This is a genomic window from Nocardia sp. NPDC006044 (assembly GCF_042871115.1).
Taxonomy (GTDB): Bacteria; Actinomycetota; Actinomycetes; order Mycobacteriales; family Mycobacteriaceae; genus Nocardia.
In genome coordinates this window covers 3,480,660-3,501,872 of sequence record NZ_JBIAID010000001.1, presented here as the reverse complement: position 1 = coordinate 3,501,872, position 21,213 = coordinate 3,480,660, and the positions used below count along the sequence as shown (strand labels likewise).

16 protein-coding genes and 1 pseudogene are annotated in these 21,213 nt (G+C 67.3%); 8 read left to right on the top strand and 9 right to left on the bottom strand.

Annotated elements, in window-relative coordinates; all coding sequences use genetic code 11:
* Positions 1-128 precede the first annotated feature (128 nt).
* Positions 129-1,031: an alpha/beta fold hydrolase gene (locus ACFYO1_RS15945; protein ID WP_387231090.1), complete on the top strand. Its 903-nt coding sequence runs from the start codon at positions 129-131 to the stop codon at positions 1,029-1,031.
* Here ACFYO1_RS15945 and ACFYO1_RS15940 read toward each other — a convergent pair.
* The gene (locus ACFYO1_RS15940; RefSeq protein WP_387231088.1) at positions 1,026-2,582 is read right to left on the bottom strand and encodes an MFS transporter; all 1,557 of its coding nucleotides are present in this window, start codon (positions 2,580-2,582) and stop codon (positions 1,026-1,028) included. The two genes, ACFYO1_RS15945 and ACFYO1_RS15940, sit on opposite strands and share 6 nt — an antisense overlap.
* Positions 2,583-2,676: 94 nt before the next feature.
* On the opposite strand from ACFYO1_RS15940, the gene ACFYO1_RS15935 reads away from it, so the two are divergent.
* Positions 2,677-3,117: a MarR family winged helix-turn-helix transcriptional regulator gene (locus ACFYO1_RS15935; RefSeq protein WP_387231086.1), complete on the top strand. Its 441-nt coding sequence runs from the start codon at positions 2,677-2,679 to the stop codon at positions 3,115-3,117.
* A 165-nt stretch (positions 3,118-3,282) separates the two neighbouring features.
* Here ACFYO1_RS15935 and helR read toward each other — a convergent pair.
* Positions 3,283-5,498: pseudogene (gene helR, locus ACFYO1_RS15930) on the bottom strand (RNA polymerase recycling motor ATPase HelR); the annotation flags it as partial.
* A 351-nt stretch (positions 5,499-5,849) separates the two neighbouring features.
* On the opposite strand from helR, the gene ACFYO1_RS15925 reads away from it, so the two are divergent.
* Entirely contained in the window at positions 5,850-7,748 is a 1,899-nt protein-coding gene (locus ACFYO1_RS15925; protein ID WP_387231084.1) for a S9 family peptidase, read from the top strand.
* On the opposite strand, the gene ligD is transcribed toward ACFYO1_RS15925, so the two are convergent.
* Entirely contained in the window at positions 7,745-8,692 is a 948-nt protein-coding gene (gene ligD / locus ACFYO1_RS15920; protein ID WP_387231889.1) for a non-homologous end-joining DNA ligase, read from the bottom strand. The two genes, ACFYO1_RS15925 and ligD, sit on opposite strands and share 4 nt — an antisense overlap.
* Positions 8,693-9,014: 322 nt before the next feature.
* On the opposite strand from ligD, the gene ACFYO1_RS15915 reads away from it, so the two are divergent.
* A complete protein-coding gene (locus ACFYO1_RS15915; protein WP_387231083.1) occupies positions 9,015-9,845 on the top strand; it encodes a hypothetical protein in 831 nt (276 codons plus the stop codon).
* A 296-nt stretch (positions 9,846-10,141) separates the two neighbouring features.
* Positions 10,142-11,431, top strand: coding sequence for a hypothetical protein (locus ACFYO1_RS15910; RefSeq protein WP_387231082.1), 1,290 nt, complete (start codon positions 10,142-10,144; stop codon positions 11,429-11,431).
* 187 nt (positions 11,432-11,618) lie between these two features.
* Here ACFYO1_RS15910 and ACFYO1_RS15905 read toward each other — a convergent pair whose 3' ends face one another.
* The 3 genes from ACFYO1_RS15905 to ACFYO1_RS15895 form a co-directional block, all read right to left on the bottom strand.
* Entirely contained in the window at positions 11,619-13,085 is a 1,467-nt protein-coding gene (locus tag ACFYO1_RS15905) for an amidase (protein ID WP_387231081.1), read from the bottom strand.
* Positions 13,086-13,341: 256 nt separating this feature from the next.
* Entirely contained in the window at positions 13,342-14,547 is a 1,206-nt protein-coding gene (locus ACFYO1_RS15900) for a site-specific integrase (protein WP_387231080.1), read from the bottom strand.
* Between the two features lie 116 nt (positions 14,548-14,663).
* Positions 14,664-15,848: a citrate/2-methylcitrate synthase gene (locus ACFYO1_RS15895; protein WP_387231079.1), complete on the bottom strand. Its 1,185-nt coding sequence runs from the start codon at positions 15,846-15,848 to the stop codon at positions 14,664-14,666.
* A gap of 86 nt (positions 15,849-15,934) precedes the next feature.
* On the opposite strand from ACFYO1_RS15895, the gene ACFYO1_RS15890 reads away from it, so the two are divergent.
* The gene (locus ACFYO1_RS15890; RefSeq protein WP_387231078.1) at positions 15,935-17,101 is read left to right on the top strand and encodes a citrate/2-methylcitrate synthase; all 1,167 of its coding nucleotides are present in this window, start codon (positions 15,935-15,937) and stop codon (positions 17,099-17,101) included.
* Here the strand turns inward: ACFYO1_RS15890 and ACFYO1_RS15885 are convergent.
* Together ACFYO1_RS15885 and ACFYO1_RS15880 are read right to left on the bottom strand one after the other, a co-directional pair.
* Positions 17,098-17,241, bottom strand: coding sequence for a hypothetical protein (locus tag ACFYO1_RS15885; protein ID WP_387231077.1), 144 nt, complete (start codon positions 17,239-17,241; stop codon positions 17,098-17,100). The genes ACFYO1_RS15890 and ACFYO1_RS15885 overlap by 4 nt on opposite strands.
* 120 nt (positions 17,242-17,361) lie before the next feature.
* Positions 17,362-18,210 carry an alpha/beta fold hydrolase gene (locus ACFYO1_RS15880; RefSeq protein WP_387231076.1) on the bottom strand — a complete coding sequence of 283 codons (849 nt, stop codon included), beginning with the start codon at positions 18,208-18,210 and terminating at the stop codon, positions 17,362-17,364.
* A 98-nt stretch (positions 18,211-18,308) separates the two neighbouring features.
* Between ACFYO1_RS15880 and ACFYO1_RS15875 the strand changes: the two genes are divergently transcribed.
* Positions 18,309-18,692, top strand: coding sequence for a winged helix-turn-helix transcriptional regulator (locus ACFYO1_RS15875; RefSeq protein ID WP_387231075.1), 384 nt, complete (start codon positions 18,309-18,311; stop codon positions 18,690-18,692).
* Positions 18,693-19,641: 949 nt separating this feature from the next.
* Positions 19,642-20,574, top strand: a complete 933-nt coding sequence (locus ACFYO1_RS15870; RefSeq protein WP_387231074.1) for a hypothetical protein — start codon at positions 19,642-19,644, stop codon at positions 20,572-20,574.
* A gap of 27 nt (positions 20,575-20,601) precedes the next feature.
* On the opposite strand, the gene ACFYO1_RS15865 is transcribed toward ACFYO1_RS15870, so the two are convergent.
* Entirely contained in the window at positions 20,602-21,057 is a 456-nt protein-coding gene (locus tag ACFYO1_RS15865) for a hypothetical protein (protein WP_387231073.1), read from the bottom strand.
* Between the last annotated feature and the right edge of the window lie 156 nt (positions 21,058-21,213).

The window sequence follows — 21,213 nt, the reverse complement described above, 5'->3', positions numbered from 1 at the left end:
CCCCGTCGGTGCTGCATACTCGCAGGCCCGGGTCCGCGCAGTCGTCGGATAACGGTTGCCGGCCCCCGCTTTCACGCTGACGGCTGGGCGGTACCGCGGCGGAACGGGTTACGCGGAATGGAGGAGCAATGACCGAGGAAACGGCGCGGGATGTGGGTCCGTCACGGATCGAGATCGCCTTTGAGCGCTTAGGCGACGCCGCCTTGCCGCCGGTGCTGCTGATCATGGGCGGCGGTGCGCAGATGATCAATTGGCCGGACGGATTCTGCGCCGAGCTGGTCGACCGCGGACTGCACGTCGTGCGCTTCGACAGCCGGGACACCGGCCACTCCACGCACATGTCCGACGCGCCGGTCGTCGATATGCCCGCAGCAATGGCTGGCGATCTCGCCACGGCGTCCTACGACCTGTCGGACATGGCGGCAGACACTGTCGGGTTGCTCGACACACTCGGTTTCGGCAGCGCACACCTGGTCGGACTGTCGATGGGCGGAATGATCGCGCAGACCATGGCGATTCACTACCCCGAACGGGTTCGATCGCTGACCTCCATCAGTTCCCGGACCGGTGCACCCGGGGTAGGCGACGCCGATTTCGCCGCCATCGGACCGCTGGGCCCGCAACCGCACGATCGGCAGAGTTATATCGATTGGCAGGTCCGCGCGTCCCGGGCGATCTGGTCGCCCGGATTCGCGTTCGACGAGGCCGCCGTTGCCGAGACCGCCGCTCGCGTCTACGACCGAGGACGCGATCACGAGGCGATGATGCGCCACTTCGTGGCGGTCCTCGCCTCCGGCGATCGCACGGCACAACTGAAATCGCTGCACGTACCGACCTTGGTGCTGCACGGCGCGAACGACCTCATGTGCGATGTCAGCGGCGCCCGCGCCACCGCCGAAGCCGTCCCCGGCGCGAAACTGGTCATCTTCGACGGAATGGGCCACCACCTGCCGCGCGAACTATGGCCGGCCTGTGCCGATCACATCGCCGATGTCGTGCGGGTCGCGGAGTCAGAGCGAAGTCGTTCATAGGGCGGCGGATTCGAGCGCCTCGACCGGTTCCGGTGCGGGTTCGGCCGGGTTCTGGGTCGGCCGCAAGGCGATCACCAGCACGGCGGCTCCGGCGAGGGCGATGAACATCGTCCACACCGCACCGACGTGCATCGCGTGGATGAACGCCGCATCGGCGGCCCGCACCAGATCCTGCCGGTCGATCACCGACGCGATATGCCTGGCCTGTTCGGCCGAGACCCGCACCGGCTCCCGCACCTCATCGGGCAAGCCCTGCACCGAACCCTCGATCGCGCGCCGGTACACGATCGACATGATCGTGCCGCCCACTGCGATCCCGAGCACGCTGCCGGTCTGGCGCACGGTATTGGTGACCGCCGACCCGGCGCCGGCCCGCGCCAGCGGCAGCGTGCTCAGCAAAGCCGCGGTCACGCTGCCCATGACGATGCCGATCGACAGACCCTGCACCAGCAACACGATCTCGATCCAGACCAGCGAGGTGTGCAGGCCGAAGACGGCCGAGCAACCCATCGCCAACGCGGCGGCCGTCAGCGCCGTCGCGGTCACCGGACGTAGCGACCAGCGCCGCACCAGCCGAATGCCCAGCGGCCCACCGACAATCGCTCCCAGCGCGGCCGGCGAACTCGCGAACCCCGCCTGCAACGGTGAGAAACCACGCGCGCCTTGCAGATAGAAGGCGCTGTAGAAACCCGCGGCGGTCATCGCGAACAGCAACAGCCCGATCGCCACATTGCCGCCCCCGAACGTCCGCTCCGCGAGCAGTCGAGGATCGAAACTGGGCTCCCGCAGGCGTAGTTCGACGACCACGAACGCGCCCAGCAGGATCACCCCGGCGATGATCGGCGCCCAGACGTCCACCGGCGTCCAGGAAGCCACCTGCCCCGCGCGAATCAGCCCGTACGCCAACGCCGCGAGCCCGCTGATCGACAGCAGTAGCCCGGCCGGATCGAGCGGACGCGGGGTGGGACTGCGGAAGTCGGGGATCAGCGTCACGATCCCGACCAGCCCGACCAGCACGGCCGGGACATTGATGAGAAAGACCGAACCCCACCAGAAATGATCGAGCAACACACCGGCGAGCAACGGCCCCGCGGCGATTCCGACACCTGCCGAGGCCGACGAGATCCCGACCGCGGTCGCCCGCGCGGGCCCGGTGAACGTCCAGGTCAGGATCGCCATCGTGGCAGGCATGATCAGCGCGCTGCCCACACCCATCACGGCGCGGGCGGCGATCAGCTGGTCCGCGTCGCCGACGTAGGCGGCCCAGATCGACGCGGCCGCGAACGTCGCCATGCCGGTGGCGAGCACGGTCCGGTGACCGAACCGATCGCCGAGCGCGCCCGCGGTGAACATCAGCGCGGCGAAGACCAGCGTGTACGAGCCGGTGGCCCACTGCAATTGGGCCGGGGTGGCGCCGAGTCCGCGCACGGGATCGGCCAGGGTCTGGAACGCGAGGCCGAGGATGGTGTTGTCCATCCAGATCAGGAACGACGACAACAGCAGGACGGCGAGGATCAACCGCTGCCTGGACCGAGGCAACGTAGGAGACACGAGCATGGAAACCTTCGCTAAGATTGGCAAGAACCTGACGATCTAAACTCTGCATAATCGTCAGGAACCTGTCAATACCGAGGAGGTTTTTTCGTTGGGTTCCTACCGGGACGAGGCCGGCTCGCTGACCTTCATGGTCCGCAAGGTCTGGCTGAACATGCGGTCGGCAATCGGCGAGGAGCTCAAGGCTTTCGGCCTGTCCACCTCGCAGTACGCCACCCTGATGATGACCGCGAGCCATCCCGGAATGTCGGTCGCCGACATCGCCCGCGAGGTCGCCAGCTCCCGGCAGGCCGCCAACGAAATGCTCAACGGCCTCGAACACGAAGGTCTCATCGAACGCCACCCGCACCCCACCGACCGCCGCACCCACCGGATCGCCGTCACCGACGCCGGCCGCACCCGGCTGGCCGAGGCACGCGTCGCCGTCGCGCGCCGGGAAAAAGAACTGGAGGCGTCGTTCACCCCCGCCCAGCGCGCCGCCATCCGCGACTGGCTCGAAGGCATATCCGACGCCTGCCATCCAACGCCGTAATATGCTGCGCGGCAAATAGATTGGTCAACGCTGAGCCCGCCCCGCCTGCGGCCGGACACGTGCCGGAGCCCGGGGCCCGTGCCTCGGCCCTCCGCCGATAGCTCGCGGCGCGCCCCGGCAGCGGGCAGGCGAAGCGCCTTTGCCTACGCACGGCCCGCTTTCCGACTGGGCTACCCCTACTGGACGGTCGCTGCCTGTACGGATGTGTCAATTTCGGTGAGTCCGCTCAGCGCCGCCGGCAGCGGGCCCTCGTGCAGCACACCGAGGCGCTGAGTCGCGCGGGTGAGCGCGACATAGAGTTCGGCCGCACCGCGCGGACCGTCGGCGAGGATCCGCTCCGGCTCCACGACCAGGACGGAGTCGAACTCCAAGCCCTTGGTCTGCGCGGCCGTCACCGTGCCCGGCCTGCCCGGCGGGCCGATCACCACGCTGGTACCTTCGCGCCTCTCCTCGTCCCGAACGAATTCGTCTATGGCAGAGGCGAATTCGCTCGCCGACAGCTGCCTCGACCACGGCTGCACACCGCACGACCGGACCGACTCCGGCGGCTCCGCGTCGGGGGCGAACTCGGCGAGCACCGCCGCGGCGACGGCCATGATCTCGGCCGGGGTGCGGTAGTTCACGGTCAGCGAGCGATACACCCACCGGCCGGGCACGTACGGCGCCATCACCGTGTCCCACGAGGTCGCGCCCGCCACCGACCGGCGTTGGGCCAGATCGCCGACGACGGTGAAGGATTTGCCCGGGCAGCGACGCATCAGGACCCGCCAGTCCATCTCCGACAGCTCCTGGGCCTCGTCCACCACCACATGCCGGTAGGTCCAATCACGGTCCGCCGCCGCGCGTTCGGCGAGGTCCCTGGTGTCGCGTTCGAGGAAGCGATCGGCCAGGTCCTCGGCGTAGAGCAGGTCCTGAGCGAACAGGTGGTCCTCGTCGTCCATCATGTCCTCGCGGCCGACCATCACCTCCAGCACACCCGCGGCGTATTCGGCCTCGGCCTTGCGTTCACGCTCGGCGGTTCGATCGACCGGTTTGTCGCGGCCGAGCAGGTCGATCAGTTCATCGAGCAGCGGGACGTCCGATACCGTCCAGGCCTCGGCGTCCGCGCGCAGCAACGCCTCGTCCGCGCCCGCCGCGCGCAGCCGCTCCGGGGACGAATACAGATGGGCCAGAAGTGTTTCCGGGGTCAGGATCGGCCACAGGTCGTCGAGTGCCGCGGTGAAGGCGTCGTGCTCGGCGAGTTCCTCGACCAGGTCCGCGCGGAGTTCTTCCCAGGCTTCGCGGTCGTCGCGGGTCAGCCAGTCCTTGCCGATCCGGGCGATCGCGCGTTCGGTGAGCACGTAGGTGATGATCTCGCGGAACACCTCGCGGGCCTCGTTGTGCGGACGCCCGCTCCCGCGCGCCTCCTCCCGGGCCCACTCCGCGGTCGCGGCGTCGATCCGCACCGTGATGTCGGTCAATTCGATCGTCACCGGCTCCTCGGGCAGGCGCTGACGATCGGCGACGGCCGCGGCGAGCACGTCGAGGATCTGCAGCGAACCCTTGAGCCGGGCGGCCTGCGGAGTGTCCTCGGCGGTGGTGCGCAGCCCGGGCACCAGCTCGCCGGCGGTCGTGAACACCACATTGGTCTCGCCCAGCGACGGCAGCACGTGCGCGATGTGGTTCAGGAACGCCGGATTCGGTCCGACGACCAGCACACCCTGCCGTTCCATCCGCTCCCGCTGCGTGTACAGCAGGTAGGCGACGCGGTGCAGGGCCACCACGGTCTTGCCGGTGCCGGGCCCGCCCTCGATCACCAGCACCCCCGGATGATCGAGGCGAATGATCTCGTCCTGCTCGGCCTGGATCGTCGCGACGATATCGCGCATACCCTCGCCCCGTGGCGCGTTGACCGCCGCGAGCAGCGCCGCGTCGCCGCGCTCGCCGTCGTCGGGGCGGCCGAGCACCTCGTCGGTGAAATCGACGACCTGACGTCCACGCGTGTGGAACTGGCGGCGCCTGCGCATGTTCTCCGGCGTCGCCGCGGTGGCGACGTAGAACGCGCGCGCCGCCGGCGCCCGCCAATCGAGCAGCAGCGGCTCGAACTCGTTCGCCTCGTCGTACAGACCGATCCGGCCGATGTAGGAACGCTCGCCCGACACGGTGTCCAGGCGGCCGAAGCACAGGCCGTTGTCGGCGACGTCGAGGCGCTGCACCGCTTTGCTCAGCGCGCGCACCTGGTCCTCGCGTTCCATGGCGGACACGTCATGGCCGCGCAGGGCCTCGCGATAGCGGCCCTTCGCCTGCGCGCGTTCGGCGTCGAGACGGGTGTAGAGCCCGGCCACGTAGCCGCGCTCGGACTGGAGTTCCGCGTCGTACCCCTGAGTTGGCATGTGCCCCAATTCGTGACTCCCACTTTCCGCCGGTTCCGGCCTCGGCCAGCGAGTATGCGCCTCGACCCGGGCCTTGCCGCAAGCCCGGGGGTGCGGTATATATTTAATTACGGAAAGGGATTCGTCGCCCTTTCCTTTCTTTTTGCCCGCGATCGACGGGCAAACCTCCAGCGAAGTCACCCGGTCCCGGCGCGTCGTAGTGCGCGAACACCGATTTCTCTTGGCCCGGCATGCGAGACAACAGGATTCGCCTCCTACCGAAGCCGTGTGAGGTGGATCATGCGGAGGCCACGTTGACTATGCCGTGACGGCGAACGATGTCCTGGGTTCTGCCACGCCCCGACAACCAGGAGGATCGACATGGCATTGCCCGAATTCATCTCGGTGGAGGACTTTTTCGCCGCCCCGCTGAATGCGTCGCCGGAGATTTCACCCGACGGCACCAAGGTCGCCTACCTCGCGCCACGCAAGGACCGGCTCAACGTATGGATCCACGACCTCGACTCGGGCGCGGCCCGCTGCGTGACCGCGGACGAACACCGCAACGTCTACCACTTCCGCTGGACCGACGATCCGCGCTGGCTGCTCTACACCCAGGACAACGACGGCGACGAGCGATGGCACCTCTACCGCGTCGACCTCGACCACCCGGACACACCGGCGGTCGACCTGACACCGTTTCCCGCCGCGACGGTCATCCAGTTCGAACTGTCCCCGGGACGGCCGGGTAAGGCGCTGCTGCACCTGAACAACCGCAAGGTCGAACTGTTCGACCTGTGCGAACTCGACATCGCCACCGGCGAGCTCACCGTGCTCGCCGAGAATCCCGGTCACGTCGCCGCCTGGATGTGCGGTCCCGGCGGTGCGGTGTTCGCCCGCGGACTCACCGCGACCGGCGATATCGAGTTCTCGCGATGGGAGGCCGGGACCTTGCGTCCCGTCGCGCTGTTCAACGGCGCGGACTACCCGATGGGCGTGTGGCCGCTCCAGCCCACCCCGGACGGCACCGGCGCGTGGGTCGGTTCGAACCGCGGCACCGACCGAACCAGGCTGGTCCGGCTAGACCTGAGTACCGGGGCCGAAACCGAGGTCGACAGTCACCCCACCTTCGATCTCGACCCGCGCGGCGCCGGCGCCCCGGTACTCCCGCCGCCGCTGATCCTCGACCGGCGAACCGGCGACCTGATCGGCGCCCGCTACCTCGGCGAACGGCAGGTGATCCACGCACTCGACCCACGGTTCGCCGCCGTACTGGACAACCTCAGGAAACTCTCCGACGGAGATCCGGCCGCGCTGTCCGCCGATGACAGCGGGCAACGCTGGGTCGTCACCTTCACCCACGATCGCGATCCCGATGTCACGTACTTCTACGACCACGCCACGGGACAGAGCCGTCAATTGTTCCGGCCCTACCCGCATTTGGACCCCGCGTCGATGGCGCCGATGCGCCCGGTATCGATCCGCGCGCGCGACGGACTCACCCTGCCCGCCTATCTGACGGTGCCAGTCGGCATCGATCCGGTCGGCTTGCCCATGGTGCTCCTGGTGCACGGCGGTCCGTGGCACCGTGACAGCTGGGGATTCGATCCCGCCGTTCAGTTGCTGGCCAACCGCGGCTACGCGGTGCTGCAGGTCAACTTCCGCGGATCGACCGGCTACGGCAAGGCGCACACCAAAGCCGCGATCGGCGAATTCGCCGGCACGATGCACGACGACCTCATCGACGCCGTCCGCTGGGCCGTCGGCCAGGGCTACGCCGATCCACACCGCGTCGCCATCTTCGGCGGCTCCTACGGCGGCTACGCCGCCCTCGTCGGCGTCACCTTCACCCCCGACATCTTCGCCGCCGCCATCGACTACGTCGGCATCTCCAACCTGGCCAACTTCCTGCGCACCATCCCATCGTTCGCCAAACCGCACACCGCCAACAACTGGCACCTGTTCGTCGGCGACCCCGACGACCCGCGCCAGGAGGCCGACATGCTCGCGCGCTCACCGATCACCCTGGTCGACCGGATCCGCACACCGCTGCTGGTCGTGCAGGGCGCCAACGATGTCCGGGTGGTGCGCGCCGAATCCGACAATCTCGTCGAAGCGCTCCGGCAGCGTGGGGTCGAGGTCGAATACCTGCTGAAGGAGGATGAGGGGCACGGATTCGTGAACCCGGAGAACCAGATCGAACTGTTCCACACCGTCGAACGCTTTCTGGCGCGGCACCTGGGCGGACGAGAGTCCTTGCGGCAGAGCCCGATTCGCTAGCCCAGGGTGGGCACCTTCGCTTCATGAGGTGATTTGTCCTGGCGCAGGCCGCGCCAACTCGGGTGCCGCAACCCGTCGGCGCCGGCCTCGCGGAACTCGATATCGGCGACCAGGATCGGTTCGACCCAGCGGGCGACGGTAGCGACGGCGCGCGGGGGTGGGACGTCGAAAGGGCTTTCCGGGCTGGCGATCTCGTCCAAGCGAGCCTGGAGGGTCTTGCGGTCGCGCATGGACCAGCCGGTGCCGACATTGCCGATGTGTACCAGGCGGCCGCCCTCGTCGTAAGCGCCCATCACCACGGAGCCGAAACTGCCGGTGTAACGACCATTGCCGGGGAGCCAGCCCGCGACCACGACCTCGGTGGTTCGGCGCAGTGGGGTTTTGATCCAGGCGGGGGAGCGGCGCCCCGGCTGATAGGTGGAGTCGAGGCGTTTCGAGACGATGCCTTCCAAACCGTGATCGCGGGCGACCTCGAGCATGGTGCCGGGGTTGACGTTGGCGTAATACGGTGGGGTCCGGGCGAACGGAAGATCGATTGCCAGTTCATCCAGCCGGGCGCGTCGTTCGGTATACGGGAGGGTCATCAGCGACTCCCCGCTGTCATCGAGCAAATCGAAGACCAGGTACTGCACCGGCACCTCCCGGATGAGTTCGGCGGCGGGTTTCACCACATGCATCCGGCGCTGAAGCCGCCGGAACGAGGGCACACCCGTCCCCGGTTCCGGTGCCACGATCTCCCCGTCGACCAGCACCTCCCTACCCGCGAGCAGGTCGGCCAAAGCAGAGGTCAACTCAGGAAAAGACCCACTCAGATCCCGATTGTTCCGACTGTAGAACCGGCACTGCCCACCCGTCACCCGCCCGATCGCCCGAATCCCGTCCCACTTCATCTCCACCGCCCACAGCCCCGCATCCACCGGCGGCCGCCCGGAGACGGCCAGCATCGGCGCCGGCACTGACTGCACAAGATCAGCATATCCCCAGCAATCTGGGCCGCGGACAGAGGAATGGATGACACCCGGGCGTTGCGCACCCCATTGTGGTGAGCTTTCCCGCACGCCCCTGGCCTCGACTGAAATTGCGTCCCGCAAAGCGCATGCGGACAAACCCAGGTTCCAAAATGACCAGTTATATTCCTTCCTAGAGACTTTCGGCAAAAATGAGAAGGACCTGCTTCACAATTGTTTGTCGAAATCCACGCGAAAATGCCGGTCACGCAATGTAATCTCCCTCGCCGTGCCCCCTAAATACATCCATGAGGGTTTGGTGGAGCTGTTCCGCTGTCGGCCTGACCTGGCAGCGAGTTTTCTGCGCGAGGTGTTCGGGCTACTCATGCCCAACTCCGCGCTAACCCGTACTGAGCCATGCGATTTCACCGACATGGGCCCGAAGGAATTTCGGGGCGACGTCGCCTTCTCGATGACCGATGCGGACGGAAAGAACCTCGCTGGGATAGCCGTCGAGGTGCAGCTGGCTCGGGACGAGACACGCAAGTGGAGCTGGCCCGTATATCTGTCCACCCTCCGGGCGCGGCTGAAATGTCCAGCTTATCTGCTCGTGGTGACACCGGATTCCGGTGTCGCGGATTGGGCGCGGCGACCGATCGAACTCGGACACCCCGGCATGGTCCTGTGCCCGCTGGTTCTCGGTCCGGAGCTCATGCCCGCCGTGACCGACAAGGACGAAGCCATGGCATGGCCCGAACGTGCCGTGCTGTCGGCCATCGCCCACGCAGACGGTCCACTGGCCGACGAAGTGCTATCGGCCCTGCTTGCCGCCCTGGACAAGACCGATGACGAGCGGTCGAAAATGTACTATGACATCGTGCTCGCGACTATGTCGGAGTCCGCGAAACGCCACCTGGAGGAGCTGATGACGACGGGATACGAGTACCAGAGCGACTTCGCCCGGAAGTATATGGCGGAGGGCGAGTTGGCGGGAGTGGCACGAATGGTCCTCGACGTCCTCGATATCCGTGGCATCGCTGTCAGCAACGAGATTCGTGAGCGGATCACGGACTGCAATGATGTGGACCAGCTCGCGACCTGGCATCGTCGCGCAATGCTCGCTGACACTGCCGACGATCTGTTCGCCTGACGCCAATCGATGCACGGATGCGGCAGGTCGCCGGTAACGTGGCGGCTTTCCGGTCAGCTGACTATGTCTCCGTCTGCCGTAACCCACACCAGAAGGCAGATACGCCGTCAACGAACGCCTGATGTCTGTGCCACTGGTCGAGCGTTGAGCAATCGCTCAGATGGGTTGGCCGACAGCGGTTCCCAATGCTGGTGGGATCTGCGCGATGGGCACTCTGGTCACGCACACCTACCGAAGAGCGTGTGCATGGCGCCCGCCGGGACAGCCTGTCGGTACCGCCAGACACAATGGCGGACATGGAAAACGGCGATGCCAACGACGCTGTCCCGCCCTTCCCGGGTGTGAGCCGATGGAAGGTGGGTTTGACCTGCGTCGCGATCGTCGCGGCCGGCTACCTCGTCGCCTGGCTGGTGCACGAGCGGGAGACTTCGGAGCCCACGGCTCGGGCCGAGAATTCCTATGTCACTCCGCCGGTCGCGTTTCCGGTACAGATCCCGGGCTGCGATGTCGTAAAACCCCCGCGGGAAAGACAAACGTTCGGGATGGTCCACTCCGTCACCTACGAATACGACAATCCGTCTTATCCGTGGTTCTCCGGCCCCAAGGCGGATGCGATGACCCAGGCGCTGCAGGACAGGCTGCCCGGTGATGTCGAGATCGCCTTCGCCCCGGTCACGCGCTCGCTGGTGTTCCAGCCGATCCTCGGCGACGCCGCGCAGAACAAGGAGTTCGGCGGGTGGACCAGGGCGGACGCCACGCTGCTGCGCGGCGACCGGGAAGGCGCGCTGTCGGTCACCACGCGCCAGGCCACCAAGCCGATTCCGTCGTGCGTCGCCGGCGAACTCGACGAACGCCGCCACCTTCCCGACGGCACGATCGTCGACACCGATGACACCTGGTACGAGATGAAAGGAGTCCGCACCCTTACCCGCGAGGCCACCGCCTATCTGCCCGACGGCTCCGTCGTGCACGCGAACGCCACTGATCAACCCGCTGACGGCAGCGGCCGCCCGCGAGCCGTCCCCTTGACCATCGATGAACTCGTCGCACTCGTCACCGACCCCGAACTACGCATCAGCGCGCCGGTTCCGCCCGGAACGCCGAGCCCGCCCGAGGTCTGTCTGCCCTACTCGAAGCCCGGCGCCGTAATCGATCAGGCCCAGGCGCGTAGATGGAATGCGGTGCTGGCGCGGACTCCGCTCGACAGTGTGCCCCTGGACCGGCCCTTGGGAGCGCTGCGGCAAGGAGAGCGGGGCGGCGGCGTGTGCCAGACGGTTCGAGTAAACACGCTCGGCCGGCAATCGCGGTTGTCCATCGTGATCAGCACCGAGCAACCCCTGCCGACCGAAGGCGATACCTCCGCCTACGGCAGCGCGAGGCGGCGGCTGCCGGACGGGACCGTGGTCGAGACCCACGATGAGCGCAGTGCGGCGCTCGCGTCCCCGCCGCGCACCGACCGCACGGTCACCGTCACCCACCCCTCCGGAACCCAGATCGCACTCTCCTTCGCCGACGCCCCCGCCGACCTGCTGCCGTCAGCGCAGCTAGAGGAGATCGCCCTGAACCCAGGACTCGATGTGTCGTGAAGACGCCGAAGAACCATCAAGATCTTGCCGATCGAGTGCTCCTCGCAATCAACCCGTACGACCTGACCCAGGGCAGCATCCTGTTCCGGTATCGGAGGTAGTGCCGCTCGGCGGGGGCGACCGGCGTGCGATCCGTCCCTCGCTGACCGGTGAAGCGTTGCGGGCGTGCGTTATTCGCGCCCGCGGGTCACCGGGGTCCGCCCTCCTCCGGCACCCGGAACCCGCCGATCTTCTCCTCGAGCAGTTCCGCCAACCGCAGCGGCGTGCGGTCCTCGAACATCGGACCGATGAGCTGCACACCCACCGGCAAGCCCGCGTCGGACAGGCCCGTGGGAATGGCGGTGGCGGGCAGGCCGGGCATGGTCGCCACACCGGCCCAGACGAGTTGGTCGAAGTACGGGTACTCGACGCCGTCGATATCGATGGTCCGATCCTGGAGCTCTCCGTCGTGGTTGTGCGGGAACGCGGGGGTCGGCGTGATGGGACAGACCACGGCATCGAACTCGGCGAAGAGCTGCCGCCAGCCGCTCCGGTGGAGTTCGCGACGGTTGTTCGCGTCGACCCAGTCGCGCTGGCTGAGCACGATGGCGCGCAGCCGCGTCGCGTCGAGGCTCCGGTCGTCCGCGCGCAGTGCGGCGGCCTCGGTGCGCACCTGCTCGTACACTTCGACGGGCAGACTCGCCGCGGCGTTCGAGAGCATCAGCAGCATGTAGACCTCGGCGGCCTCGGCCAGATCCGGCAGCAACGCACTGTCCCGTTCGACGCGCACGCCCGCATCGACCAGCGCGTCGGCGACACGGTGCACGCCAGCCCGGACAGCGGACGAGGTCGCAACGAGCGGATGATCCTCGATGACCAGAACACGGAAGTCCGACAGCCGGTCGTGCCGCGCGGGTGGCAGCGTCAGATCGTAGGCGACACCGTGCGTCAACGGGTCCGGTCCGGCCATCACATCCAGCAGCAGCGTGAGGTCGCGGGCGGTGCGGGCCATCGGGCCGACGACGGCCAGATCGAGGTCCATCGGCAAGGCCGGCGCGGTCGGCGGGACCATGCCGCGGGTCGGTGCCAGACCGAGAGACGGCTTGTGTGCGTAGACACCGCAGAAATGTGCCGGGGTGCGCAGCGACCCGGCAATGTCGGAGGCGATGGACAGCGCGCCGAACCCGGATGCCAACGCGGCCGCCGAGCCGCCGGAGGATCCGCCCGGCGTGCGCTCGTGATCCCACGGATTGTTGGTGGTGCCGTAGATCTCGTTGAAACTCTGGATATCTCGCAGCGTCGCCGGCACGTTGGTTTTGCCGAGGATCACCGCGCCGGCCGCCTTCAGCCGCGACACCTGTATCGCGTCCTCGGCCGGCACATAGTTCGCGTGCTGCGGGAAGCCCCAGGTCGTGGGCAGACCGGCCATGTCGTAGGACTCCTTGACCGTCACCGGGAGGCCGAGCAACGGACCGTCCTCGCCGCGGGCGCGCGCCTGATCCGCGGCGTGTGCGGCGGCTCGCGCAGTGTCGAAGTCCCGCACGCAGATCGCGTTGATCGCCTTGTCTTCCCGTTCGATCCGCGCGATCGCCTCCTCGGTCAGTTCCACCGAGGTCACTTCACCTGCACGCAATGCGGCCATAAGCGTTTCGGCCGAAAGAAAGCTCCATTCCATGGATTCGAAGCTATCCACCTGCGGTAAAAGCCATAAAATGCGGATGCGCACAACCGTAAAGTCGAACACGGCGCTGCGATCGGTGCAGTCACGTACTCGTCGAACCATCACACCAGGTCACGGCGTATAAAGCAGGTCGGATCCGTTGGTGCGAGCCATGAAATGGCGGTTCCCGCAATGGGATGGATGTCTCATTACCGATCGGCTCTGTGTCGCATTTTCAGAGACTGCTCACGTCGCGGAGACCTTGAACCCGTCAGAGTCCGAGTTTGGTGACGGCATTGTCTTCCAACGGATTCGCGGTGCGGATATATCCGTGCACAGTGCGCGGATTGGACCAACGGCCTTGGCGCATGATCTCGCGGTCACTGGCCCCGCCGAGGGCGGCCTGGGTCGCGAACCCCGCGCGCAGCGAGTGCCCGGAGAACAGGTCCGGGTCGAGTCCGGCGCGAGCGGCGTAGCGCTTGACGAGTTCGGCGACCGCGCGACCGGACATCGGGGTGCCGCCGACCGTACCGTGACGATTTATGGTGGGGCACAGGGGAAGGTCCGGTTGCGCGGCCAGAGCCGTTCCGGTGAATCCGTGACACCGGTGGATATCCGGGTCCGCGGCATCCTCGGTCAGCCACTGTCGCAGGCCCGATGTTCCTGCGGCAGTGTGTATTTCGAGCAGCCGGACCCAGTTGGCGAACGCGCACACCGGGCAGGTGCGTGGACGTTGACCGCGCGGCAACGCGACCCGCTGCTCGGCGACACCCGTCGGGTCGGTCTTCGTCGACGGCAACCGCACCAGCAGCACCGGTTCACCCGTCGCGTGATCGAGTTGAACGTCCACATCCGCGATCCGCAACCCGGCGAGTTCACTGCGCCGCAGCGCACCCGCGAACCCGATCAACAACACGAGCGCATCGCGGCGCCGAGCAGGTTCGGTCGGCCAGCCGGGCTCGGGCAGCCCCGCCAGCAACTGATCGAGAGTGTGTAACAGCACCGGCCGCTTACGTTTCGGCTGTGTCCGCCGAGTGCGCCGGATGCCGCGCAGCGTCAGCCGGACAACGTCGGAACGCGTCGGCGACGGCAGCCCGTTCGCCGCATGCACCGCGGCGATCGCCGCCGACTTCCGCTCGAGCGTCGCCGCGCTGAACGCCCACTCGCCGGTCTCGCGTCGCGCATCGGCGGCAGCTGCCAGATAGACCGCGACATCCAGCGGATCAGCCGGCATCGCCTGCCGGCTCTCCGCCACACACCACGCCGACCACGCGATCCAATCGGTCCGATACGCCCGCAACGTATTCGCCGACTGCGAAGCCTCGAGATACCGGCGCAACGACCCCGCCTGATCATCGTCGAACCGCTCCCGCACCAACCGCAGCGCCGCCGCATCCACCAGCACGCTCCGCACCCCACGCCGCAACTCGGTCCGCACCGACTCCGGCACCGCGACCACAGCGGCGCGCTCGTCCATCGATCAACTCCCTCTCCCTAGACCACCCCCATTGTCCCGCCGCCCCAGCCCAATTCACCGCACCGCCCCTTCCCCCGCGCGTCGGATAACCTCCCCTGCGAGGGACCGTGCCGTGCTCAGCGGGTGGGGGTTCGGTTGGGGCGGAAGCGCATTGGGGGTTCGGTGTATTCCTCGAGGGTGTGGGCTGTCCAGCCGATGGTGCGGGCGAGGGCGAAGATGGCCTCGCCCGCGTCGGGACGCATCCGGTAGGCGTGCATGAGCACGGCCAGGGCCAGGTCGATGTTGGGGACGGCGGTGTGGGGTGCGCCCAGGTGGGTGGTGATGGTGTCGATGGCGGTGAGGGCGGGCCGGGCGGCGGGGATGGTGCGGAGTTCGGCGAGCAGGAGTTCGGCTCGGGGGTCGGTGGTGCGGTAGACGAGGTGGCCGAAGCCGGGGAGGCCGCCGCCGAGGCGCAGTCGGTCGGAGGCGGCGGCGAGGGGGTCGGTGATGGCTTCGGCGAGGAAGCGGTAGGCGACTGTGCTTGCGGCGCCGTGGTATTGGCTGTCGAGGGCGCCGAGGCCGGCGGAGATGATGCCGTAGGGGTGGACGCGGGCGCTGGCCGCGACTCGGGCGGCGACGGTGGAGATGGCGAGTCCGTGGTCGGCGAGCAGGGTCAGTGTCGAGTCGAGCAGGCCGGCGGGGATGGGGTGGTCGGTCAGGCTGGGGCCCAGCCGGTGGGCGAGGGTTCCGGAATCGCGAGGCGTACTGCCGAGGGAGTCGACCTCGACGGCGAGCAGGATTCGGGCGGTCCGCAGGACACCCTGCGGGGACAGGTCGAAGCGCAGTGGATCACCGGCGCTGGCGACGGTGACCGCGACGCGCAGGCGATCGGTCAGCCGAACGCCCTCGGGCAGGGCCGCGACCGCGGCGCGGCAGGTGCTCAGGATTTCCGCGGGAGCGGTGAATTGTTCTGTCGGCGAAGCCAGTTCGCCGGTCCACAGCAGGTTGGCCACCGCTTCGACCGGCTGTGCCGTCACCAGGTCCGCGACGTCGTGGCCGCGGTAGTACAGCCGGTCGTCCTCGATGCGGGAGATCGTGCTGGCGATGTCCTCCATCGTGGCCCGGCGATCACCGCCGTGCCGTCGGCCGTGCGCGAGCCGCGCGACCTCGTCCTCCCGGAACAGGCTGCCGCGCCGGCCCGGCGCCGGGATCTTGGTGAGCAGTCCGCGGCTGACATAGGCGTAGACGGTTTCGGGCTTGATCTCCAGCCGGCTCGCCACCTCGGCGGTGGTCAGGTGGCGTGCGTCACCTTTCGCGTCCATGACCTGCCCCTCCGGTTTCACATTGACGTGATCAATATTGACTCTAGTTGATGGTGCTCGCACAGTTCAGTCAAGGAGGTTGAACGATGACTATCAACGGTGCCGAACTCGACGAGCTGATCGACGTGCCCACCGGCCTGCGCAATGTGGTCGCGGCCGAGACCCGGCTGAGCGACGTGCGCGGGCAGGAAGGCTTCTATCACTACCGCCAGTACTCGGCGATCGAGCTGGCGACGGCGCGCACGTTCGAGGAGGTGTGGTTTCTGCTGTTCGAGGGGCATCTGCCCGACCGGACCGAGCTGAACGCGTTCACCGCCGAGGTGGCGCGTGCGCGAACGCTGCCCGCGGAACTACTTCCGGTGCTGCCCGCGCTGGCGAACGCAGGTCCCTTCCGGCCGATGGTCGGCCTGCGGACCGCCCTGTCGATGGTGGCCGGAGCGCGCGATCTGCGGCCGGTGTGGGATGAAGATCCCGCGGCGCGTAAAGCCGACGCGCTGCTGATCTGCGCGGTGACGCCGACGATTCTGGCCGCGCTGCACCGGCTCGATCGCGGTCTCGAGCCGATCGCACCGCGGGCAGAACTGTCGACGGCCGCGAACTGGCTGTACATGCTGACCGGGGAAACGCCGCGGCCACAGGCGGTCCGGGCGATCGAACAGTATTTGATCGCGACGATCGATCACGGTTTCAACGCGTCCACCTTCACCGCGCGAGTCGTGGCTTCGACCGGTGCCGACGTCGCCTCGGCGGTCATCGCGGCGATCGGCGCGTTCACCGGTCCGCTGCACGGCGGCGCCCCGGACCGTGCGCTGGACGGGCTGGACGAGATCGGCAGCGCCGACCGCATCGACGCCTGGGTCCGCCACAAGATCACCACCGGCGACCGGGTCATGGGTTTCGGCCACGCCGTGTACCGCACCGCGGATCCACGCTCGGTCCTGTTGCGCGCCATCGGTATCGAACTCGGCGGTGACCTGGTGGAGTTCGCGACGACCGTCGAACACCGAGTCACCGAGCTACTCGCCGAACTCAAACCCGGCCGGCATCTCTACGCCAACGTCGAGTTCTACGCCGGAGTCGTGATGCAACTCTGCGGGATCCCACGCTCAATGTTCACCCCCACCTTCTCCACCAGCCGAGTCGTCGGATGGACAGCCAACATCCTCGAACAAGCCGAAACCTCGAAGGTGATACGCCCGGCCGCCCGATACATCGGTCCGCGCGCTCCAGAACCCGTGCCGCCGCGCGTCTAGCGCAGGTCGAGGACGCCGAACCGATGGGTGGACCAGATCTGGCGCGAGCGTTCCTCGGGGTAGGGCCGGGTGGTCGGCTCGGCAGTGTAGACGCGGGTAAATCGGGTGCCCGGATCATAGGGCGGCCAGTCAGTATTCACTCGGACGCTCGCTTTCCGTCGATGGGGTGGCGCGAAGATCCGATCATGCTCGGACGGGTGAACGGCTCGCCACTCGTGCGGGCATTCCGGCCGCGCACAGCGGAATCAAGCTGTGCTCCTTCAGGAATCGAGGAAGTCGGCGAGCAATGGCAGCAGTGTGGCGGGGCGGTCGAGGGGGATGATGTGGCCGCAGTCTTCGATCAGGTGGGCGGTCAGGGTGTCGGTGATCGGGCGGAGCTGGTTTTCCAGGGCGGGCCCGACCGGGTGTGATCCGATGGTCATGGTCGGCACGGTGAGCCGGGTGGTCTCGGCCGCTTGCCGGATTTGCTCGGCGTTGGTGGGCATTGCTCGGTAGTAGGCGAGCGCGCACCGCAAGGAATCCGTGCCGGTGTAGGCGGCGACGAAGGTGTCGCGGATTTCCTCGGGTATGCCGCGGCCCTGGGTGCCGGTCGTGAGGAACCAGTCGAGGTAGTCGGATTCGTTTCCGGTAAGGACCTTTTCGGCGAGACCCGGCACGGCGTGAAAGCCGAACCACCAGGGTGGGCCCGCGGCGAGGAAGGTCTCGGCACCGGGCAGTGGGCCGATGAGCGATTCCATGAGCACCAGCCGGTCGACTCGCTCGGGTCGCCGCATGGCCAACAGGAACGCCGGGGGAGCACCGGCATCGATCGCGACGACGGAGGCGCTGGTTTCACCCAGGGCGTCGAGCAGGCCTTCCGCATCCGCGGAAAGAGTGGTCGCGTCGTAGCCGTCCGGTGCTCGTGTGCTGGCGCCGAGGCCGCGCAGGTCCGGCGCGATCACCCGGTGTTGTTGCGCGAGTGGGCCCATCACGTCGCGCCACAACTGCCAGGTGTGCGGAAACCCGTGCAGCAGCAGGACCGCCGGTCCGGTGCCGGCGGTCGCGACGTTCAGTTCGATGCCGTTGGTGGCCACCGTCCGCACGGTGAAGTCGGGCAGTTCGTTTTGCATGGATTCCTCTCGGAGGTTACCGATGGTTACTAGATGACCGTAGGTAATGTCCGGTAGCCTGCGAAGACAGCACTTTCGAGACAGGTGGTGAGCTGCAGGTGACTACCCAGCCCAGCACGGGTCGGCGCGGGGATCTCTTCGCTCCGGCCTGCCCGACCCGTCAGCTACTGGATCGGCTCGGCACCAAATGGGTGTCCATGGTGGTGAAACTGCTCGCCGAGGCCGCGCCCGGCGAGGTCCGCTTCGCCGAACTCCAGCGCCGAATGCCCGGCGTCTCGCAGAAGATGCTGTCGGTCACTCTGCAAAACCTGACCCGCGACGGACTGGTCGCCCGCCGCGTCGAACCCACCGTGCCACCGCGCGTGCACTATCGCCTCACCGATCTCGGTCTCTCCCTGGAGAACCCGCTGGCGGCACTGCGCGCGTGGGCAGAGGACCACATGGCCGAGATCGACGCCGCAAACCTCGCGGACCGTGCGTGAGTTCAGGTCGAACTAGCCGACACCCGGGTCAAGCCTGGCTGCGGGCATGAGAATCGAGACTCCGCGGAAAGTTCTGCACGCCACGTCCGTTGCTGATCGGGTGTGGAGCCCCTAGCTTTCGAGGTTCGCGTGCCGCCGGGAGGCATTTTGGCTCCCGGCACACAGGTCGCAAGATCTCTCCCCGGATCGAACAACCAGGAATCTGCTGCCATGAGTTGCTGTGCCGGGTCGCTGGAGTCCGTTCGACGGTCGCGGACCTCACGGGACCCGCTCGCGTGATGCTGCTCGGCGGGTGCACGGCATTTCCCGCGTGTCGGTGCGACGACTGGCGGGTATGGCCGGTTCGGGTCGTTGTCGCGGGTCGAGCTGGACCCGCTCGGGATCGTCGTTCCTTGTGACAGTTGTTCGGCTGCGCAGCCGGCGAATCAACTGTGCGAGCCGCCTTCGATCATCGCCGATCGGCTGCCGCATTCAGTCGGATCTGACACTTTCACCAAATTGGTACGGGCGTACAGGGGTGCACAGTTTTCGAGGGATTGCGTAGCGGTTTCGTTTCGTTTGATGAAACCAAACGTAAACGTAATAGATCCAACGGTTTCGGGGGAGTATGCGGAAGTCTGCTCTGACCTGACCGCCGATAATGTTCACTTATCGGTGGTCAGAGTCCGACCTCAGAAAACGAGTCCGTTTGCGACACGGAACATTTCGTTTCGTCTCAATACGTCACTATTGACGAAACCAACGCTACGATTTTCCGGTGTCCAACGTCTGCAACTACCCGGGCTGCTCCCGGCCGATCACGCGCGGCGGGGGACCCGGCCGCCCGTCCGAATACTGTGATCACCCGGATCACACGAGATGGCGCGCGTGGCGGGAACGTCAACGCCAACAACAGGAGTCGGAGGTACCACCCGCATCCGTCACTGTGACGCAGCAAGGACCGGTTACGGTGGCGCGACTCCGGGCCGATGAGCTGCTCACCCAATTTCGTGGACTCGCAGACCAACTGGGTAACACCCTCAACGCCGCCGTCGCCGAACTGTCCACCCTGGGCGATCCCTCCGTCGCCGAAGCGCAGGTCCAGGCCGTTCAAGCCGACGCGGCACGCCGGATCGCCGAAGCCGAAATGGCCACGGTCGCCGCCGAACAGGCACGCCGCGAGGCTGAAGAAGCCCGCGTGCTCGCGGAGGAAGCCGCGGACGACGCGGCCGGTGCGGCCGAACGAGCGGAGGTCGCCGTCGCCGACGCCCACCGCACCCGCGACGACGCACTGCGCGAAATGGAACGCGCCACCCGGCAAGCGGCCGACGACGTGTTCGCCGCCCGCAGCGAGGCCGAGGCCGATGTCCGTACCGCCCGCCGCGAGGCCGCCGAGGAAGTCGAGCGAATCCGCGCGGAAGCCGCCGAACAGGTGGAGCGCGCCGAACGTCGGGTCGCCACCGAAATCGCGCACGCCCAACGAGAATCCGCCGCCCAGGTCGCGGCCGCTCAGTCCGAACGCGACCTCGCCGTCCAACGCGCCGCCGACGCCGAACGCGCCACCGAACGGGCCGAGCAAGCCGCCATGGAACGCATCGAAGCCGCGAACGAAGCACGCGAGGAATGGCGCAGAGTCCGCGCCGAACTCGACACCACCCGCACCGAACTCGCCGACATCCGCCGTACCGCCGCAGCCGAAATCGCCGCCGTCCGAGCCGAATCCGCCGCCACCATCGACAAGGCCCGCACCGAAGCCGCCCACCGCATCGAGGCCCTCGACCAAGCCCGCGCCCAAACCCTCGCCCGAGCCGAACGAGCCGAAGCCCAACTCGACGAACTCCTCGCCGACGCCCGCCGCAAACCCGCCACGGGCACAGAAGCGAGCAATCGCGCAGGAGCATGAGCCGGTCGACAACTTGGTCGCCCGCTACTACTCAGCCAAATAGTCTCGGGCGCGCCGCCACAGCGGTTTCTTCGGCGGCGGCGCGATTCGAGCGGGCAGCGTAAGGACGACACGTCCGCCGCTGTATCGCGACATCGCCGCCGCCACTTTCACCCAGGTCGAACGATCCGATTCGGTGAAGCCGGCCAGCTTGTGCCCGCCTACCCGAGCCGACCAGAAATCTGTCGACGCATCCGCAGGCAGGCCCCACACGTACAGTGCGAGTTCGGTATCTTCGGCGGTCGAGGTGAACCTCACCTCGGTGACCTGGGACCATCGGCAATCGATCTTGCTGAGCCGGCCGGGCAGGGCGGTCATGTTGCCGAACCGCAAGGTGGTGCCACCACCCGAGTACATCTGAAAGATAAAGCCCATCGGATCGAACGAGAAGTCACCACCGGCTACTGAGATGGTGTGCGCGCCACTTCCGGTTGAGGTACCCATGCTCGCTCCAAGCGTCGCTGTAGGGGGACACGCTCCGTCACGAAACACTGGACCCAGAGTATCCCGGCAGAGCATCCGGGCGCCGGAGATCGCCGAGCCGGCGGCTTTCGAAATCGAGACGGCGGCAACGGAATCGGCACGGTGGACGCGTCCAGT